Annotated in this window: 17 protein-coding genes, 8 tRNA genes and 1 rRNA gene; 21 read left to right on the top strand and 5 right to left on the bottom strand. The window is 48.0% G+C overall.

Annotated elements, in window-relative coordinates; translation table 11 throughout:
• Positions 1 to 10 precede the first annotated feature (10 nt).
• The 10 genes from rrf (at position 11) to ACI3EZ_RS05430 (ending at position 1,741) form a co-directional block, all read left to right on the top strand.
• Positions 11 to 127, top strand: a 5S ribosomal RNA gene (rrf, locus tag ACI3EZ_RS05475).
• A gap of 7 nt (positions 128 to 134) precedes the next feature.
• Positions 135 to 207, top strand: a tRNA-Val gene (locus ACI3EZ_RS05470).
• An 11-nt stretch (positions 208 to 218) separates the two neighbouring features.
• Positions 219 to 291: transfer RNA gene (locus ACI3EZ_RS05465), tRNA-Lys, on the top strand.
• A gap of 13 nt (positions 292 to 304) precedes the next feature.
• Positions 305 to 386: transfer RNA gene (locus ACI3EZ_RS05460), tRNA-Leu, on the top strand.
• A gap of 27 nt (positions 387 to 413) precedes the next feature.
• Positions 414 to 485, top strand: a tRNA-Gly gene (locus tag ACI3EZ_RS05455).
• Positions 486 to 521: 36 nt separating this feature from the next.
• A tRNA-Gly gene (locus ACI3EZ_RS05450) sits at positions 522 to 593 on the top strand.
• A 3-nt stretch (positions 594 to 596) separates the two neighbouring features.
• Positions 597 to 682: transfer RNA gene (locus tag ACI3EZ_RS05445), tRNA-Leu, on the top strand.
• Positions 683 to 686: 4 nt separating this feature from the next.
• Positions 687 to 760: transfer RNA gene (locus ACI3EZ_RS05440), tRNA-Arg, on the top strand.
• A gap of 49 nt (positions 761 to 809) precedes the next feature.
• Positions 810 to 883 (top strand) — tRNA-Pro (locus ACI3EZ_RS05435).
• A gap of 78 nt (positions 884 to 961) precedes the next feature.
• Complete coding sequence (locus ACI3EZ_RS05430) at positions 962 to 1,741, top strand: hypothetical protein (protein WP_405025769.1); 780 nt, start codon at positions 962 to 964, stop codon at positions 1,739 to 1,741.
• 119 nt (positions 1,742 to 1,860) lie between these two features.
• Here the strand turns inward: ACI3EZ_RS05430 and ACI3EZ_RS05425 are convergent, their stop codons facing one another.
• Positions 1,861 to 2,712 (bottom strand): Cof-type HAD-IIB family hydrolase, encoded by an 852-nt coding sequence (locus ACI3EZ_RS05425; RefSeq protein ID WP_405025768.1) that lies wholly within the window; start codon positions 2,710 to 2,712, stop codon positions 1,861 to 1,863.
• Positions 2,713 to 2,715: 3 nt separating this feature from the next.
• Positions 2,716 to 4,068, bottom strand: coding sequence for an HD domain-containing protein (locus tag ACI3EZ_RS05420; RefSeq protein WP_405025767.1), 1,353 nt, complete (start codon positions 4,066 to 4,068; stop codon positions 2,716 to 2,718).
• Between the two features lie 120 nt (positions 4,069 to 4,188).
• Between ACI3EZ_RS05420 and ACI3EZ_RS05415 the strand changes: the two genes are divergently transcribed.
• The 4 genes from ACI3EZ_RS05415 to ACI3EZ_RS05400 all read left to right on the top strand — a co-directional run bounded on the left by ACI3EZ_RS05415 (position 4,189) and on the right by ACI3EZ_RS05400 (position 7,182).
• A complete protein-coding gene (locus ACI3EZ_RS05415; protein ID WP_405024273.1) occupies positions 4,189 to 4,623 on the top strand; it encodes a DUF1934 domain-containing protein in 435 nt (144 codons plus the stop codon).
• A 44-nt stretch (positions 4,624 to 4,667) separates the two neighbouring features.
• A complete protein-coding gene (gene rpoE, locus ACI3EZ_RS05410) occupies positions 4,668 to 5,180 on the top strand; it encodes a DNA-directed RNA polymerase subunit delta (protein ID WP_405025766.1) in 513 nt (170 codons plus the stop codon).
• 149 nt (positions 5,181 to 5,329) lie between these two features.
• The gene (locus ACI3EZ_RS05405; protein ID WP_405024275.1) at positions 5,330 to 6,928 is read left to right on the top strand and encodes a CTP synthase; all 1,599 of its coding nucleotides are present in this window, start codon (positions 5,330 to 5,332) and stop codon (positions 6,926 to 6,928) included.
• 71 nt (positions 6,929 to 6,999) lie between these two features.
• A complete protein-coding gene (locus tag ACI3EZ_RS05400) occupies positions 7,000 to 7,182 on the top strand; it encodes an LBP_cg2779 family protein (protein WP_405024276.1) in 183 nt (60 codons plus the stop codon).
• Positions 7,183 to 7,342: 160 nt separating this feature from the next.
• On the opposite strand, the gene ACI3EZ_RS05395 is transcribed toward ACI3EZ_RS05400, so the two are convergent.
• From ACI3EZ_RS05395 to ACI3EZ_RS05385, 3 genes are all read right to left on the bottom strand, one after another.
• Positions 7,343 to 8,056, bottom strand: a complete 714-nt coding sequence (locus ACI3EZ_RS05395) for an LPXTG cell wall anchor domain-containing protein (protein ID WP_405025765.1) — start codon at positions 8,054 to 8,056, stop codon at positions 7,343 to 7,345.
• Positions 8,057 to 8,167: 111 nt separating this feature from the next.
• Complete coding sequence (locus ACI3EZ_RS05390; RefSeq protein WP_405024278.1) at positions 8,168 to 8,758, bottom strand: sugar O-acetyltransferase; 591 nt, start codon at positions 8,756 to 8,758, stop codon at positions 8,168 to 8,170.
• Between the two features lie 431 nt (positions 8,759 to 9,189).
• Complete coding sequence (locus tag ACI3EZ_RS05385) at positions 9,190 to 9,840, bottom strand: prepilin peptidase (RefSeq protein ID WP_405025764.1); 651 nt, start codon at positions 9,838 to 9,840, stop codon at positions 9,190 to 9,192.
• 314 nt (positions 9,841 to 10,154) lie between these two features.
• On the opposite strand from ACI3EZ_RS05385, the gene rpsL reads away from it, so the two are divergent.
• The 7 genes from rpsL to rpsJ all read left to right on the top strand — a co-directional run bounded on the left by rpsL (position 10,155) and on the right by rpsJ (position 17,019).
• A complete protein-coding gene (rpsL, locus tag ACI3EZ_RS05380) occupies positions 10,155 to 10,571 on the top strand; it encodes a 30S ribosomal protein S12 (protein WP_405024280.1) in 417 nt (138 codons plus the stop codon).
• A gap of 37 nt (positions 10,572 to 10,608) precedes the next feature.
• Entirely contained in the window at positions 10,609 to 11,079 is a 471-nt protein-coding gene (gene rpsG, locus ACI3EZ_RS05375; RefSeq protein ID WP_283582021.1) for a 30S ribosomal protein S7, read from the top strand.
• Between the two features lie 96 nt (positions 11,080 to 11,175).
• A complete protein-coding gene (fusA, locus tag ACI3EZ_RS05370) occupies positions 11,176 to 13,269 on the top strand; it encodes an elongation factor G (RefSeq protein ID WP_405024281.1) in 2,094 nt (697 codons plus the stop codon).
• A gap of 217 nt (positions 13,270 to 13,486) precedes the next feature.
• Positions 13,487 to 14,764, top strand: a complete 1,278-nt coding sequence (locus ACI3EZ_RS05365) for a UDP-N-acetylglucosamine 1-carboxyvinyltransferase (RefSeq protein ID WP_405024282.1) — start codon at positions 13,487 to 13,489, stop codon at positions 14,762 to 14,764.
• A gap of 2 nt (positions 14,765 to 14,766) precedes the next feature.
• Positions 14,767 to 16,056, top strand: a complete 1,290-nt coding sequence (rho, locus tag ACI3EZ_RS05360; protein ID WP_405025763.1) for a transcription termination factor Rho — start codon at positions 14,767 to 14,769, stop codon at positions 16,054 to 16,056.
• Between the two features lie 93 nt (positions 16,057 to 16,149).
• Positions 16,150 to 16,398: a type B 50S ribosomal protein L31 gene (locus ACI3EZ_RS05355; protein WP_405024284.1), complete on the top strand. Its 249-nt coding sequence runs from the start codon at positions 16,150 to 16,152 to the stop codon at positions 16,396 to 16,398.
• A gap of 312 nt (positions 16,399 to 16,710) precedes the next feature.
• Positions 16,711 to 17,019 (top strand): 30S ribosomal protein S10, encoded by a 309-nt coding sequence (gene rpsJ / locus ACI3EZ_RS05350; RefSeq protein WP_405024285.1) that lies wholly within the window; start codon positions 16,711 to 16,713, stop codon positions 17,017 to 17,019.
• Positions 17,020 to 17,027: the final 8 nt, after the last annotated feature.

Here is a 17,027-nt window from a genome sequence, read left to right as displayed (position 1 = left end):
AAGGAAAGAGTGCGGTGATGATGGCCTGAAGGATACACCTGTTCCCATGCCGAACACAGTAGTTAAGCTTCAGCGCGCCGAGAGTAGTTGGGGGACCGCCCCCTGTGAGGGTAGGACGTCGCCGTGCTTTTAATGGAGGATTAGCTCAGCTGGGAGAGCATCTGCCCTACAAGCAGGAGGTCACAGGTTCGAGCCCTGTATCCTCCATTATATTTATTGAGTCGTTAGCTCAGTTGGTAGAGCATTGGACTTTTAATCCAAGGGTCGACAGTTCGAGCCTGTCACGACTCATTTGATAGCTTATGCGGGTGTGGCGGAATTGGCAGACGCGCTAGATTTAGGTTCTAGTGTCTTATGACGTGGGGGTTCAAATCCCTTCACCCGTATTTAAGGATAGTAATTACCCTGGTTATGCGGAAATAGTTCAGAGGTAGAACATCACCTTGCCATGGTGGGGGTCGCGGGTTCGAATCCCGTTTTCCGCTTCGGGCTTGTGCGAATAGCCCATAACTAGATAGTATGCGGAAATAGTTCAGAGGTAGAACATCACCTTGCCATGGTGGGGGTCGCGGGTTCGAATCCCGTTTTCCGCTTATGCCGGGGTGGCGGAATTGGCAGACGCACGGGACTTAAAATCCCGCGGTAAGTGATTACCGTACCGGTTCGATCCCGGTCCTCGGCACTATGCACCCATAGCGCAACTGGATAGAGTGTCTGACTACGAATCAGAAGGTTGTAGGTTCGACTCCTACTGGGTGCATTTCAGGATTGTGTAATCCTGACAGCCGTACTATAATTAGATCCGTTATCGGGAAATAGCTCAGTTTGGTAGAGCATCACGTTCGGGACGTGGGGGTCGCAGGTTCAAATCCTGTTTTCCCGATTAGTTGCTGGTGAGAGCCGGCTTTTATTTTAATTTCTTTTTAATTAAAACAATTTAGTGTAAAGGGGAGACATTATAATGAAGGGAAAATGGAAGGTTGCGGGACTAATTGGGGGGATCTTACTTCTTAGCGGGTTGGGTTATGAAACTGTTCACGCCCAAACATTAACCGGTAAGCAAGCCCAACAGGAAATTGGTACGTTTATTAGTACGGCTCGTCAGGATAAGAGTGGGATTGTTGAGTTCCGGGCGGTCAATGCCCAGCAGAAAAAGGGCGGGTCAAAGGAAGGCTCGAAAGACCGCGGAACAATTAAGTATGCTGGTGATAATACCGAAAACATCCATGGGTACACCCAACAGGATGGAAAAGTAATGGAAATGAACGTTTTTACTAATGGCCATGATGTGTTTGCACAGCGGCCAAACCAGCGCTTTGTTCCCAACAATGATGCCTTAGATGAGATTCACAAACTCTATGACAACTACAAGATCAATTCGCTGCAGTTGCAAATACTAGATGCACTTCAAAAGTACGCAACGGTTAAACGCCACGGGAATACCGAAACAATTACCGTGAAATTGACCAAGAAGAATAACGCCGGCGTTCAAAAAATCATGTGGGCTGGTATGGAGAAGGGTAAAACCAAACAGTTAATTATTAGGTATACGGTGGATGTTCATACTCACCAGCCGTTAACGTGCTATTGGAAGACGCAAAACTACGAGACTAAGGGTGATATGGCTAATACGATGACTTGGACAACTGTTCGCGAGAAATTTAGTAACCAGAATAAGCAGGATAGTATCCCAATGCCAGCTGCGGATCAAATTGATAGTAGCGATCAAAGTAGTAATTAGGTAAAACGGTAAATTATAATTTTCTAAAAACACCGTAATGGAGGTGCGGCATCAATTTTGATGCGAAATCACTTTCCGTTATGGTGTTTTTGCGAGTTTAAGAAGAAAAAGGCACACAGTTAACGGTCTTTACCAGAAGCAGGATGATCTGTTTTAGATGGAGTAAGGACGTATTTCTCGATTGCCCGGGCAACGCCGTCATGGTTGTTGTCAGTGGTTACTGCTTGAGCCGCTGCTTTTACTTGAGAATTAGCATTGCCCATCGCAACCCCTAATCCGGCCCGGGTAATCATTGGAAGGTCGTTATTTTCATCACCTAAGGTCATCACTTCATCGGCGGTAACGGCGAGATGGTCTGCCAGGGCGATGACAGCATTTCCCTTTGTTGCTTGTTTATTGAGGAGTTCGTAGAAAAAACGTTCGCTTCGAACGCAGTAAAAGTGCTTCGTAATGGCGGTGGGAAGTTGTCGGATTGCTGCGTCAATTTTAGCGGGTTCATCCGCCATCATGTACTTAGCAATTTGAATATCAGCGGGAAGTTGGTTAAGGGGGATAACGTGCAGGTGCATTTTAGTGTGGTACGTGTCGAAAACCGTGTAGTAGCCGACATCGGGTTGGTGGACGTACACGTTTGAATCAAGGGTTACCATGTGCATGTTAATCCCTATTCGGGTGAAGTATGGTACAAGTTGCTGGTATTCGCTCAGTGGGATTGTGCTAGCAAAAAGCTGCTCGCCCGTTGCCCGTTGCACTTGCGCGCCGTTGAGGGTGATGACGTAGTCAGAAGCTGAGGTCAACCCGAGTTGTTCTAATAGGGGGGCCACCCCGGTGAGTGGTCGGCCCGTGCATAAAACAACGTGAACCCCCTGCTTCCTTGCAGCGTGAATTGCTGCAATGGTTCGAGCGGTAAGTTTTTTATCCGGCGTGAGTAGCGTGTTATCGATATCAGATGCAACTAGTTTAATTGTCATTAACTAGCCCTCCTGGGAAATGATTTGGTCGTTGTGGATGTGCCGGTTAAATTCAGCATAAACTGGCGCAAAGATTTCAGTTTGAGCGTTTTGAGCGAGCATTTCTTTGGGGAAGAAGAAGCGTTCGTCCCCTTGAACTTTTCCCGTAATGGCCGCTACGAGATTACTAATCTGAGAAAGCTCGATGTGGCTACCGTCTTTTTGGGTAAGTTCAATCTGTGTGCGGGGTTTCTTAGCGTGCGGATCGTATGCATCGTACGGCAGGTCATAGCTATCGTTGGTTGCCGTGTAGTAGGCAGCGTCAAACCCGGCAGCGGCTACAAGTTGCTGCAGCTTGGCTACCAGTTTCTTCGTTGCGGGGGTTACCTGGACCGACTTAAACGGGTGCCGGTCCAGGAATCGGGTAGCCAGGTCACTCAAAATTTTGTCCGGGTGGTTCCGCCACCGGGCAAAGCAGGTATTGAGCACGCCATCATCGAGCTGAAGGTAATCGTTCAGGGTAGCGTGGTGTTCAAAGAACGGGGCGAGAAAGTTAACCGTTAGTCCATCGGTGAGTTGTCCGTCTGTAAAGAGCCTTTGTGCCCGCATGAGAAGGTGGTCAAGGATAACTTCCATGGCGCGGGAAACGGGGTGAAAGTAAACTTGTTGGTACATCTGAAACCGGCTTACAATGTAATCTTCCACAGCGTGCATTCCTTGAATTTGAAAGCTGATGCCATTTTTATCAGGGCGCATCACCCGTAGAATTCGCGTAAGGTCAAACGTCCCGTAGTTTGCCCCCGTATAATACGAATCCCGGAGGAGGTAGTCCATCCGGTCCGCGTCAATTTGGCTAGAAATGATCTGCACCACCTGTTGGTTTGGATACTTTTTTGCAATGACACTGGCCACTTGCACGGGAAAATCCGGGCTTACCCGACGCAAAATCTGGTTGACCTCCGTTTGGGGGCTTGTAATGATTGCCCGGGTCATGGCTTCGTGGTCAGTATGAAAAATGTGTTCAAAGGTGTGCGAGTAGGCGCCGTGGCCCACGTCATGCAGGAGGGCGGCACACAACGTTACTAAGCGCTCGTGGTCATCCCATCCTGCCGCGCCTACCGTTTGCTGGGGGTATTTTCGGGCAAAGAGGTCACAAATTTGCCGGGCAATCTCGTAGACCCCAACTGAATGGGTGAACCGGGTATGTTCAGCACCGTGGAAGGTAAGACTGGTGGTTCCCAGTTGTTTGATTCGACGGAGCCGCTGAAATTCTCGGGTATTAATCAGGTCAAGAATAACCTGGTGTTGAATATAAATGTAATTATGAATCGGGTCACGGAGGACCTTTTCAACGGGAAGTAATTCGGCGATGATCACCGCACTCCTTTCTATAAACAGAATTCGCCTTCATTATATCATTCCGTTTCCGGGAGTTGGTTGCTTCTGGGGAAACGGGTATAATAGCAGGTAACGAATTAAAACGAGGGAGTGAGGGCGATGGCAGAACGCGGAATCCCGGTCAATATTCACATTGAAACCCGGCATTGGCAGGACGGGAACCGGGATGATTTAACCCAAGACGTTGCTGGTCACTACGTTCAGATGGGTGATACCTTTTATCTGCGGTATGATGAGCAGCTTGAAGACCAGTTGCCGGCAGTGGTGACGATGCGCATTAAGGCGGACGGGACGGTTCGGCTGAGTCGCAACCACGAGGAACTACAGATGAAGCTATTCTTTGCGGCTAACCAACGGGTGGAAGCTACGTACCGGACCCCTTACGGGTTGATCCCGATTGATACCGAGACAACGAACCTCAACGTGGCGGTTAATCAGGCACCCTTGATGGGGACGGTTGCAATTGATTACCGGTTGTATACGGACGGCCAATCGTTGGGAAAATACCAGATTAGATTGCATTTCAATGCCTAACATTGTAAGATATGGGGTAGACTGCAGAAAGGACGTGTACCAGAGTGGAGTTAAAAAAATTCGCAGGCGCTGACAAGAGCGAATTGTCACTGATTGAAGTGGCACACGAAATTTTAAAAGAAAACGGTGAGCCGATGGCGTTCGCGGACTTGACGAACGCCATGCAGGATTATCTGGGAAAAAGCGATCAGGAAATCCGGAATCGTCTGCCGCAGTTTTATGCGGATCTAAACGTTGATGGGGGATTCATTTCCCTTGGCGAAAACATGTGGGGGCTCCGGGCGTGGTACCCGTACGATTCAATTGATGAGGCCCTGGTGCACGGTGAGGATGAGGATGCATCAGCTAAGAAGCGGCCACGGGTTAATGCGCTCGCTAATACCACGGATGAAGATGACGACGTGGTTGCCTTTAATAGTTCCGCTGATTTAAACAAGGCGTTTACTACTAACGTTACGGATTATGATGAGGACGACGAGGAGAATCAAACGGTTGATGATGGTTTGGAAGACGGGATTGAAGGACAGTTGTCAGCGATTAACCCGGAAGATGAATAATTACTTGACGCGTTTGATCAATTTATGTAGAATGATTTTCGGGCTCTCCGTGGGATTCCACGGTGTTAATTGAACGGGATGCTCCCTATTCACTAGTGAATAGGGAGTTTGTTTATTTATTTCCCCAAATAAGACGAAGGAGCGGAAGAATGACTAAATATATTTTTGTTACTGGTGGCGTGGTCTCTTCTCTGGGAAAGGGGATTGTGGCAGCTTCCTTAGGACGACTGCTTAAGAACCGCGGATTAAAGATTACGGTGCAGAAGTTTGATCCGTATGTCAACGTTGATCCCGGAACGATGAGCCCGTACCAGCACGGGGAAGTTTTTGTAACGGACGACGGAACGGAAACGGACCTGGATCTTGGCCACTACGAACGGTTTATTGACGTTCGGTTAAACAAGTACTCCAACGTCACGACGGGGAAAATTTACTCGGAAGTATTGGATAAGGAACGTCGCGGGGGATATTTAGGTGCAACCGTCCAGGTAATCCCGCATATCACGGACATGATTAAGGAAAAGATTATGCGGGCCGCAAAGGTGACGGACGCTGACGTTGTTATTACTGAAATCGGGGGGACAGTTGGTGACATTGAATCCCTGCCATTCCTGGAAGCTCTTCGGCAAATGAAGTCGGAGGTGGGAGCGGATAACGTTGTGTACATCCACACGACGCTAATTCCGTACCTCCGGGCAGCTGGAGAAATGAAGACTAAGCCAACGCAGCACAGCGTTAAGGAACTTCGGGGATTGGGGATTCAGCCAAACGTTCTTGTTGTTCGGACGGAAAAACCAATTTCTCAATCAATGCGGAATAAGATTTCAAACTTCTGTGACGTGGAACCAGAGGCGGTCATTGAGTCAATGGACGTGGATACGCTCTACCAGATTCCGTTGAATTTGCAGGCGCAAAACCTTGACCAAATCGTGTGCGATAAGCTGGGATTGGATGTTCCGGCTGCTGATATGACTGAATGGCAAGAGCTGTGTGACCGCGTGCGGCATCTTCAAGGAAACGTGAAGATCGCTCTGGTTGGAAAGTACGTTGAGTTGCAGGATGCTTACATTTCCGTTAATGAAGCACTTCGGCATGCAGGATACGCCATTAACCGGAAGGTAACCATTGATTACATCAACGCTGAAGAGATTACGGCGGAAAACGTTGCGTCCCGGTTAAAGAACTATGATGGAGTGATCGTTCCGGGCGGATACGGGGATCGCGGCCTTGAAGGGATGATACAAGCTATCCGGTACGTTCGGGAAAATGATATTCCATACCTCGGGGTTTGTCTGGGAATGCAGATGGCTAGCATTGAGTTTGCCCGTGACGTGTGTGGCATTGAGGACGCACATACGGCGGAGGTTTACCCAGATTGCAAGAATAAGATTATCGACTTGATGGCAGACCAAAACGGCGTTGAGGATAAGGGGGGTACCCAGCGGTTGGGAGCATACCCGTGTAAGCTTAAGCCGGGAACTGTGGCAGCAGCGGCCTACAATAACGAAGAGGTTATTCAAGAGCGGCACCGGCATCGTTACGAGTTTAACAACAAATACCGGGAGATCATGCAGGATCACGGCTTGGTCTTTTCAGGAACGTCTCCAGACAACCGACTGGTTGAGGTAATTGAAATTCCAAGCAAGCGGTTTTTCGTTGCTTCCCAGTATCACCCTGAATTTCTGTCACGGCCGCAACGGCCAGAGGGGCTGTTCGCGGCCTTTGTTAAGGCAGCGGCCGGCGAATAGGTAATTTAATATTCAACGGTAAAAAAATATGCTATGCTGGTAGCAGATATTATGTGGCAGGAGGCAACCAGATGGATATGAACAAATTGGCAAGGGCCATTATTGAGTACGAAGATCAGCATCACTGGACGGATGCCGACTTCTCATTGGCAAGCCACCTTCCGGTTGAGAAGGTGCACTCCTTGAAGATGGGACGGGGAGAACCAACGCCAGATGAGGTTAAGAACGTTCAAGCGGTCCTTCGCAAGAAGTAGAAAGAACCATGCCTTGTGGGCATGGTTCTTTTTAATTGCTTAAAGCACCACAAAATTCTTTAATTATATCAACTGGATTTGGCGGGGGATCTTGTTGACATAAATTAAAGCGGGGTGAACCTACGATCTCCCCGCTTATTTTATATGTTTTATCAATAGATTAGCTGTGCCACCGGTTATTAAGGAGCGCACCAGCGCCAATTAAACTAAGCAATCCCGGAATAATCAGCCACGGAACAATTTGATTACCAGTTGCTGGTAAGTGGTGCTTGTTTTCTTGCATTTTTTTAGATGAAGAAGAGGTGGATGTAACTTTAACACTTGACAGGTGATCACCCTTATCATGGTGTTTTCCCTTGGTAGTTGTTAATCCGGAAATGTCAACGGCATTGTTTGCAACCTGCGATGCACTTGAGATGGTTGTAAAATCAAAACTTGGGGTTGCTGCAGATGAAATGTATTGGATGGAGGAAGCGCTCGTTGGCGTCGATGATGATGTCGACATTGTGGTGTCGCTGTCCGCTGAAGCAGCTACGCTCGATGACGTCCCCTGTTCCGTGTTAATTTCATTTACTTCCGTTGACGGATTGCTTTTTGAATCGAGGCTCGGCGTGGTCGGCTCGTATAGGGTTACCGGAACACTCGGAGTGGTTACGTTATCTAAAACGTTTGATAATTTAAAAGTGTCGCCAAAGTTGTCAGAGAGCGGAATATTTGATGACCGCTCAAGTCGTGGCTGTGTAACTGGTGATATTGATACTGCCCGGGTAGAAGCGGGCATATTGTTGGATGTTGCTAAAACTGTTCCGCCGCTAATCATCGTTACAAGAACGGTAAAACTTACTAGCGTTTGATGCCAAATTTGTGTCTGCATAGCTGTTCTCCTTTATCATAACCTAAGATTTCATTGTACCGGATAAACTTAAATTTAACAAACCTGGTAAGTTGCTAGTTAAATTAATTATTGGATCTATTAGCTATAATCCTATTGTTTTTGGAATTGCCACGGCTCTTCGTGGGTTTTCCGAATAACGCGGGCAGGATTGCCGGCAACAACAGTATGGGCAGCAACATTGTGTGTCACGACGCTGCCGGCACCAATGACAGCGCAATCGCCAATTGTAACCCCGCCGAGAATTGTTGCGCTTCCCCCGATCCAAACGCCGTTCCCGATCGTCACTGGTTTTGCTCGTAGGATTTCACGGTTGTGTTCCGCGGGGTTTTCGGAATGATTAATTGTGTAAATTCCTACCTTAGGACCAATTTCCACGTTGTTTCCAATCGTAATTTGACCACCATCCATAAAGACGGCGTCATGATTGACAAAAAGGTGGTTCCCAACAGAGATATTACAACCTACCTCACACATAAATGATGGCTCGATATGAAGATTATCGCCGGCGTGAGCGAAGAGGTGGATTAATAATTCAAAGTGATATGTATCATGAAGAATAACTTCCCGGTTGAACTGGCGGCATACACGGTATGCATGGTTTCGCGCAGCAATGATCGCGGGGTCATTATCATTATAAGGTTGTCCGTGGGTCATTAATTGACGTACGCGTTGAAGATCCAATTTTATCCCTCCATTGTACTGAACAAAACCGACGCTATCACACTTTTTATTAAATGAAAAGTGCGGTGTTTGGAAAATGTGATTCTTTGACAGATAAAAGGCTTAGGACTGCGTGTTTTGTAAATATTACGAAATTGTGACGTTGATCTAAGAACCGTAAAATAAAAGTTTAGGAAGACGCTGAATTTGGCAAACGATAAGTTTTCCGCGTAAGCTAAACACCAAACAAGAGGATACCTTACAGTATGCTAACCGGTTGTTAGATACTGGTGATCAGTAGGTTAATGGATTGCGGGGAAGGGGGCGTTTGATAATTGCAGGAATCCTTAGCTTTTTAGGAATTAAGTCGCATAAACGAACCGATGGAAAAAAACGGTAAACGAGAATAACTGGGACTTAAATCCTCAGGGCAGAATTACCCCTAGAGGTTTTTATTTTAAAAGGCAGAATCCAATTCCTAACGCACACACTAAAAACGGAATGAAGGGAACAGGTTGGGTTGTGTGCTTGTCGATAATGTAAAAAAGTGTGATAAAAGCGGCAATTAATACGACTTCCCATGTGAAATAGATGCCATACCGAAGCGCCCAAAGACTGATGAGAATAAGATCTGCACTTCCAAGTTGTTTTTTTAAAACGAGGATACCTAGTCCGCCAAGTGACAGGAGAAGAAGGATCCACGTGTGGTAAAGATTAATCCAACATTGGTGAAGATTGAAACAGGTAAGGATGAGGGCGCCTCCCCAAAGCGCGTAGGGGTGGACGGTCCGAGTTGCGTGATCCTCCAGCGTAAGGATGGTTAGCCACGTAATAAGGATGATGAATTCGGTGGGAGGAAATTTAAGCCATAAGGTTCCTCCTAGGGCCAACAGGGCGCAAAAAAGCTCGCTTACGGGAAACCGCCAACTTAAAGGGTGGTGGCACCAATGACAGTGCCCGTGTTGAAGAAAAAAGCCTAAAATAGGTAGTAATTGCCACCAACTTAGGGGGTGATGACACTGATCACACCTAGAGCGGTCCCATAATGATTGGTTAGTAACGTACCGGTCAGCAACACAAACGGCAAACGATCCACCTATCATGGCGCCCCCTAAAATAAGGGTTAAACGAAGTATCCACATATAGTTAACCTAGCCTCCTTCTAATTATAAATAGCAGGGAATCAGGTGAACTTAGCAGAATAATTAATTTGAACGGGGAATTGACACCCTTTCGGTTTGCATGGTATTCTAGTCGAGGTGCTGATGTGAACAGTTCTCCCGTTCTGACGGGATCATGCTGACTGGGAGCAGGTTAGCATACATTGCTCGCACACCGTTGTTTTTTAACCCTCAAAAAGAAACTCCTGGATGTGTGTGCTTGATTTTGATTAATAACAGGAAGGAGGAAGCTTTAGATGCCTACAATTAACCAATTAGTTCGGAAAGGGCGTAAGTCTAAAGGTTCAAAGTCAAAGTCCCCGGCATTAAACTACGGGTACAACAGTTACAAGAAGGTTCAGGTTGCTAACCCATCTCCACAGAAGCGGGGAGTTGCAACGCGTGTTGGTACAATGACTCCGAAGAAGCCTAACTCAGCTTTACGGAAGTACGCACGTGTGCGGCTGTCAAACCTGATGGAAGTGACTGCCTACATTCCAGGAATCGGCCACAACCTTCAGGAACACAGTGTTGTGTTAGTTCGTGGTGGTCGTGTAAAGGACCTTCCTGGGGTTCGTTACCACATCGTTCGTGGAGCGCTCGATACTGCTGGTGTTGAGGACCGGCGTCAGGGTCGTTCCAAGTACGGTACGAAGAAGCCTAAGAAGAAGTAAGGCGAGAACGGATTTAGAACTCGAGGAGGTTTTTTAAATGCCAAGAAAAGGTGGCGTACAGAAGCGTGAAGTGCTGCCAGATCCAATTTACAACTCTAAGTTGGTTACGCGGTTAATCAACCGGTTGATGTTGGACGGGAAGCGTGGTAAGGCTTCAAAGATTTTATACGAAGCATTTGACATGATTAAGGAACAGACCGGTAATGATCCGATCGAAGTATTCGAAGAGGCCATGAAGAACGTCATGCCTGTTCTTGAAGTTAAGGCCCGGCGGATTGGTGGGTCAAACTACCAGGTTCCGATCGAAGTGCGGCCAGAACGACGGACAACGTTGGGCTTACGGTGGATTGTAAGCTATGCCCGGCTGCGTGGTGAACACACAATGTCAGAGCGGCTGGCTAAGGAAATCATCGATGCATCTAACAACACCGGTGCTTCCGTTAAGAAGCGTGAAGATACGCACCGGATGGCTGAAGCTAACCGGGCGTTCGCACACTACCGCTGGTAATTATTCAAGTGGCTATTATGGCTGTGACTATAATGGCCATTTTTTTGAAACTAAGCAAACGCAACGCACACATTTTGTGGAAGGAGAAGATTCTCAATGGCTAACAAACGTGAATTCCCATTGGAAAAGACGCGGAACATCGGGATTGTTGCCCACATTGATGCTGGGAAGACGACGACGACCGAACGGATTCTGTATTACACGGGAAAAATTCATAAAATCGGTGAAACACATGATGGTGCTTCCCAAATGGACTGGATGGAGCAGGAACAGGAACGGGGGATTACGATTACGTCTGCCGCAACGACTGCTCAGTGGAAGGATCACCGAATTAACATCATTGACACGCCAGGGCACGTGGATTTTACGGCCGAAGTTGAACGGTCACTCCGAGTTCTTGACGGTGCGATTGTTGTTCTTGATGGTCAGTCTGGGGTAGAACCACAGACTGAAAATGTATGGCGGCAGGCAACGGAATATGGGGTTCCGCGGATTGTGTTCGTTAATAAGATGGATAAGATTGGGGCGAACTTCGACTACTCCGTTGATACCATTCGGGACCGGTTACAGGCTAACCCGGTTCCGGTTCAAATGCCAATCGGGGCTGAAGATAACTTCAAGGGAGTTATCGATCTAATCGAAATGAAGGCTGACCTTTACGATGAAGACGAACTTGGGTCAGAATGGGATGTTGTTGATATCCCGGATGACTACAAAGAAGAGGCGCAGGCTAAGCGGGACGCCATGATTGAAGCCGTTGCTGACGTTGACGATGACATCATGGAGAAGTATCTCGAAGGGGACGAAATTAGTTCAGAGGAGCTGAAGAAGGCGATCCGGAAGGCAACGTTAAACCTCGACCTTTACCCGGTCTTTGCTGGTTCTGCCTTTAAGAACAAGGGTGTTCAGATGATGCTTGATGGGGTGAACGACTACCTGCCATCACCATTGGACGTTAAGCCATACACTGCGACGGACCCAGAGACGGAAGAAGAAGTTGACTTGATTGCTGATGATACTAAGCCATTCGCTGGGTTAGCTTTCAAGATTGCGACGGACCCTTTTGTTGGGCGGTTGACATACCTGCGGGTTTACACCGGAACGCTGGAGTCAGGTTCGTACGTGCTGAACGCAACTAAAAACAAGCGTGAACGGGTCGGGCGGCTTCTCCAAATGCACTCTAACCAGCGGAAGGAAATCCCAGAAGTATTCTCCGGGGACATTGCCGCTGCTATTGGGTTGAAGAACACAACTACTGGGGACTCCCTGACTGATCCGGATCACCCGTTATTACTTGAATCAATGGAATTCCCGGACCCAGTTATTCAGGTTTCCGTTGAGCCAAGTTCAAAGGCTGACCAGGATAAGATGGACATTGCCCTTCAAAAGTTGGCCGAAGAAGATCCAACCTTCAAGGCTGAAACAAACCCTGAAACGGGTGAAACGCTGATTGCCGGAATGGGTGAACTGCACCTAGACATCATCGTTGACCGGATGAAGCGTGAATTCCACGTGGAAGCTAAGATCGGTGAACCACAGGTTGCTTACCGTGAAACCTTTACTAAGCAGGTTTCTGCTCAGGGTAAGTTTGTTCGGCAATCTGGTGGTAAAGGACAGTACGGGGATGTTTGGATTGAATTCACCCCGAACGAGGAAGGCAAAGGCTTTGAGTTTGAGGACGCCATTGTCGGTGGGGTTGTTCCGCGCGAATACATTCCATCAGTTGAACAGGGGTTAAAGGAAGCCATGGCCAATGGTGTATTGGCTGGGTACCCGCTGATCGACGTTAAGGCTAAGCTTTATGATGGTAGTTACCACGAAGTCGACTCGAGTGAAGCGGCCTTCAAGGTGGCTGCATCCCTGGCATTGAAGAATGCTGCTAAGGATGCTGGCGCCGTAATCCTTGAACCAATCATGAAGGTTGATATCGTTACGCCAGAAGATAACCTTGGGGACGTCATGGGTCACGTTACTGCTCGGCGTGGTCGGGTTGACGGAATGGAAGCTCGGGGGAACGCGCAGTTAGTTCACGCCTACGTTCCGTTGGCTGAGATGTTTGGGTACGCCACAACGTTGCGGTCTGCTACTCAGGGACGGGGAACGTTTACGATGTCTATGGATCACTACGAGGCTGTACCGAAGTCCATTCAAGAAGAAATTATTAAGAAGAACGGTGGCAACGCTGGTTAATTAGTGCGCTCCGTTTGCAAAAACCGGTTGGTTTTTACCAGCCGGTTTTTTGTGTCCCCTAATTGGATAAAAAATAGAGTAATACGCTTTTAGCGATTCTTTAAAAGGCTAGTGATTGTGCTTGCGTCGGGTAAGGCTGTTCGCTAGAATTATAAGAGGTACACGGGTTCAAGTTTTGAACTATTGTGAATGATACGATAGATGGAGATAACGTGGAATGAAGAAGATGATTGTCAGGGGCGGCCAGCGGTTATCCGGTGAGGTAACAATTGGTGGGGCCAAAAATAGTACCGTTGCGTTGATTCCGGCGACGGTATTAGCGGAAACGCCCGTTAAGTTTGATAGCGTTCCGGATATTCTGGACGTGCATAACCTAATGCTAATTTTAAAATCAATGAACGTTAAATCGCGGTTTAACCACGGTGAATTATTGATTGATCCCACGACGATTGTTCAGGCGCCACTTCCGGGGGATGTGATTCGAAGTCTTCGGGCGTCCTACTACTTTATGGGGGCACTTCTTGGCCGGTTTGGGCAGGCTACGGTTAGTTTCCCTGGAGGCGATAACATTGGTCCTCGCCCAATTGATCAGCATATTAAGGGGTTCCGTGCTTTGGGGGCGACGGTTGTTGAGCAGGGTGATACCGTCCGTATTACGACCGGACCGGAAGGACTGCACGGGGCCCATATTTTCTTCGATTTGGTATCCGTGGGAGCCACGATTAACGTGCTTTTAGCAGCGGTTAAAGCACACGGAACGACCATCATCGAAAACGCCGCCAAGGAGCCGGAAATTATTGATTTAGCAACCTTTTTAAATAACATGGGTGCCCGGATTCGGGGAGCCGGAACGGGGGTCATTCGGATTGAAGGGGTGGCTCATTTGCGGGCCCAAAATACCCACACGATTATTCCGGATCGGATCGAAGCGGGGACTTACCTTGCCTTTGCAGCGGCTAACGGTGACGGGGTGCTGGTTCGTAACGTAATTAAGGAACACCTTGATCCGTTTATCGCTAAAATGACTGAAATGGGTGTTCACCTTGAGATTGATGATGATAAGATTTACGTTCCGGGAAACGACCGGCTTCGTCCAATTACCGTAACAACGGCTCCATTTCCTGGCTTTGCGACTGATCTTCAGCAGCCCATTACGCCGTTATTAATGTGTGCGCAGGGGACGTCGACGGTGATTGACACGCTTTACCCTAAGCGGATTCAGCACGTTAAGTACATGCAGATGTTGGGCGGAAAGATTACGGCCCATGATGGGGTTATTCGAATTGACCATTCAACAGAGCTTCACGGGACAACGATTATGGCTAATGATATTCGGGCCGGGGTAGCCTTGTTAGGAGCGGCGTTGATGGCGGACGGGACAACCGTAATTGAGCACGCCGATAATATTCTTCGCGGGTATGATCGGATTATCGCGAAGTTCCGCGGATTACACGTTAACATTGAGGTGGTTAACAATACGACCGGGGAGGAGTAGTTGTGGAAAAAAGTCCAAAAAAAAGTGGGGTAACGTTACGCGAACTGGAGAAAAAAACGCTCCGGGAACTGTATGAGGATGCTAAACGGTATGAAATCCCGTATTACAGTAAAATGAATAAAAAGGAACTGGCATTAGCAGTTGTCCGGGCGGCAGCGCAAGAAGCCGGTTATTACTATATGCAAGGAATTCTCGATATTATTCCAAGCGAAGGGTATGGTTTTTTACGGCCGTTGAACTATGGTCCGTCCCAGGAGGATATTTATGTGTCCATTTCTCAAATTCGCCGGTTTGGTCTCCGGAACGGGGATGAGGTTGCCGGGGTTGTCCGTCCTCCCCGCCATAATGATAAATACCACGGATTAATGCGGGTGGATACGGTAAACGGGAAGGACCCGGAGCAAGCTAAGGATCGTCCTCATTTCCCGGGATTAACTCCCGTTTATCCGACCCAACAAATGAAGCTTGCAACCGGAAAAGGTCCGCTAGCCCCCCGGCTGGTGGATCTTTTTGCACCGGTTGGTTTTGGACAACGGGGGTTGATTGTTGCTCCGCCTAAGGCCGGAAAGACTAGCCTTTTAAAACGGATGGCCAAGGGGATTACTGCTAACTACCCGGATGCCCACGTAATTATTTTGTTGATTGATGAACGGCCTGAGGAAGTGACGGACCTTGAGCGCAGCGTGAAAGGTGAGGTCGTTTACTCAACGTTTGATCAGCGGCCGGAGAATCACGTGCGGGTGGCCGAATTGGTCCTTGAACGCGCAATGCGGCTGGTGGAGGATAAACAGAACGTTGTGATTTTACTGGATTCCCTTACTCGCCTCGCCCGGGCGTATAATTTGGTCGTTCCGCCGAGTGGCCGGACACTTTCTGGGGGATTGGATCCTACGGCGCTCTTTAAGCCTAAGCGGTTCTTTGGGGCCGCCCGGAATATCGAGGATGGTGGCAGCCTGACAATTCTTGCCACGGCGTTGGTTGATACTGGTAGCCGGATGGACGATGTTATTTTTGAAGAATTTAAGGGGACTGGTAACCAGGAGCTGCAACTTTCACGGGAATTAGCGGAACGGCGAATTTTTCCGGCGGTGGATATTAAGCGCTCAGGAACGCGGAAAGAGGAGTTGCTTTTAGATAAGCCAACCCTCGATGCGGCATGGAGGGTTCGAAAGATGATTGGTAATAACCCTATTCAAGATACCAGCCGGGTACTAAAAATGATGCGCCAAACGAAGGATAACGCTGATTTTTGTCGCCAAATCGAAAAGGTTGACTTTCCGGGGAAAAGGTAATTGCGGTTAACTAGTATTCATGGTATGATGACTGGCGTACTATTAATTTAACTCTGGCTCAGCAAATGACCCAGGGCAAAGGAGCGAAATACAATGAAGCAGGGGATTCATCCAGATTACCATCAGGTAGTATTCATGGACTCATCAACGGGCTACAAGTTCTTGTCAGGCTCAACGGCAACATCAGACGAAACCGTTGAGTGGGAAGACGGCAACACGTACCCATTGATTCGGGTTGAAATTTCATGTGATTCACACCCATTCTTCACCGGGAAGCAGAAGTCGGCTAAGGCTGATGGCGCGGTTGACCGGTTCAACAAAAGGTATGGGTTTACCAAGTAACCATCAAGGGTGGTTATTACGGGGCGACGGTAAGACCGTGGCCCCGTTTTTTGTGAATAATGGGGCACTCCCCTGGTTGAATAATAAAAAAAGAACGTAGGAAAGAAGATGAATCCGCATAAAACCAATGATTACCCCTTGTATTTGAGGACTAAAAGTAATATGATATTAAACGTGCTTGTCAGGGGACAAGTATGCACATTTGAGCGATGATGTGAAAGGTTGCGACACGCCCGGATGCTTTGCCATGAGCGTGACGGTAATTTTCACGGAGCAAGTCTTATTTTTAAAATAGACGAAGGAGGGAACTAAATGGCTAAGCAAAAGATTCGGATCCGGCTTAAGGCTTACGAGCACCGGATTCTCGACCAATCAGCGGACAAGATTGTTGAAACCGCTAAGCGGACAGGGGCAATGATCTCAGGCCCAATCCCGTTGCCGACGGAGCGGACACTGTACACGGTTATCCGTTCACCGCACAAGTACAAGGATTCACGGGAACAGTTCGAAATTCGGACGCACAAGCGGTTAATCGATATCGTGAACCCAACACCTAAGACGGTTGATTCATTAATGAAACTTGATTTACCGTCCGGGGTTGACATTGAAATCAAGTTATAATTAAGCAT

Origin of the sequence: Ligilactobacillus sp. LYQ60 (genome assembly GCF_045033015.1) — a bacterium.
Classification (GTDB): Bacteria; Bacillota; Bacilli; order Lactobacillales; family Lactobacillaceae; genus Ligilactobacillus.
The sequence above is the reverse complement of the archived record's forward strand: the minus strand, read 5'-3'. Positions and strand labels throughout refer to the sequence as shown.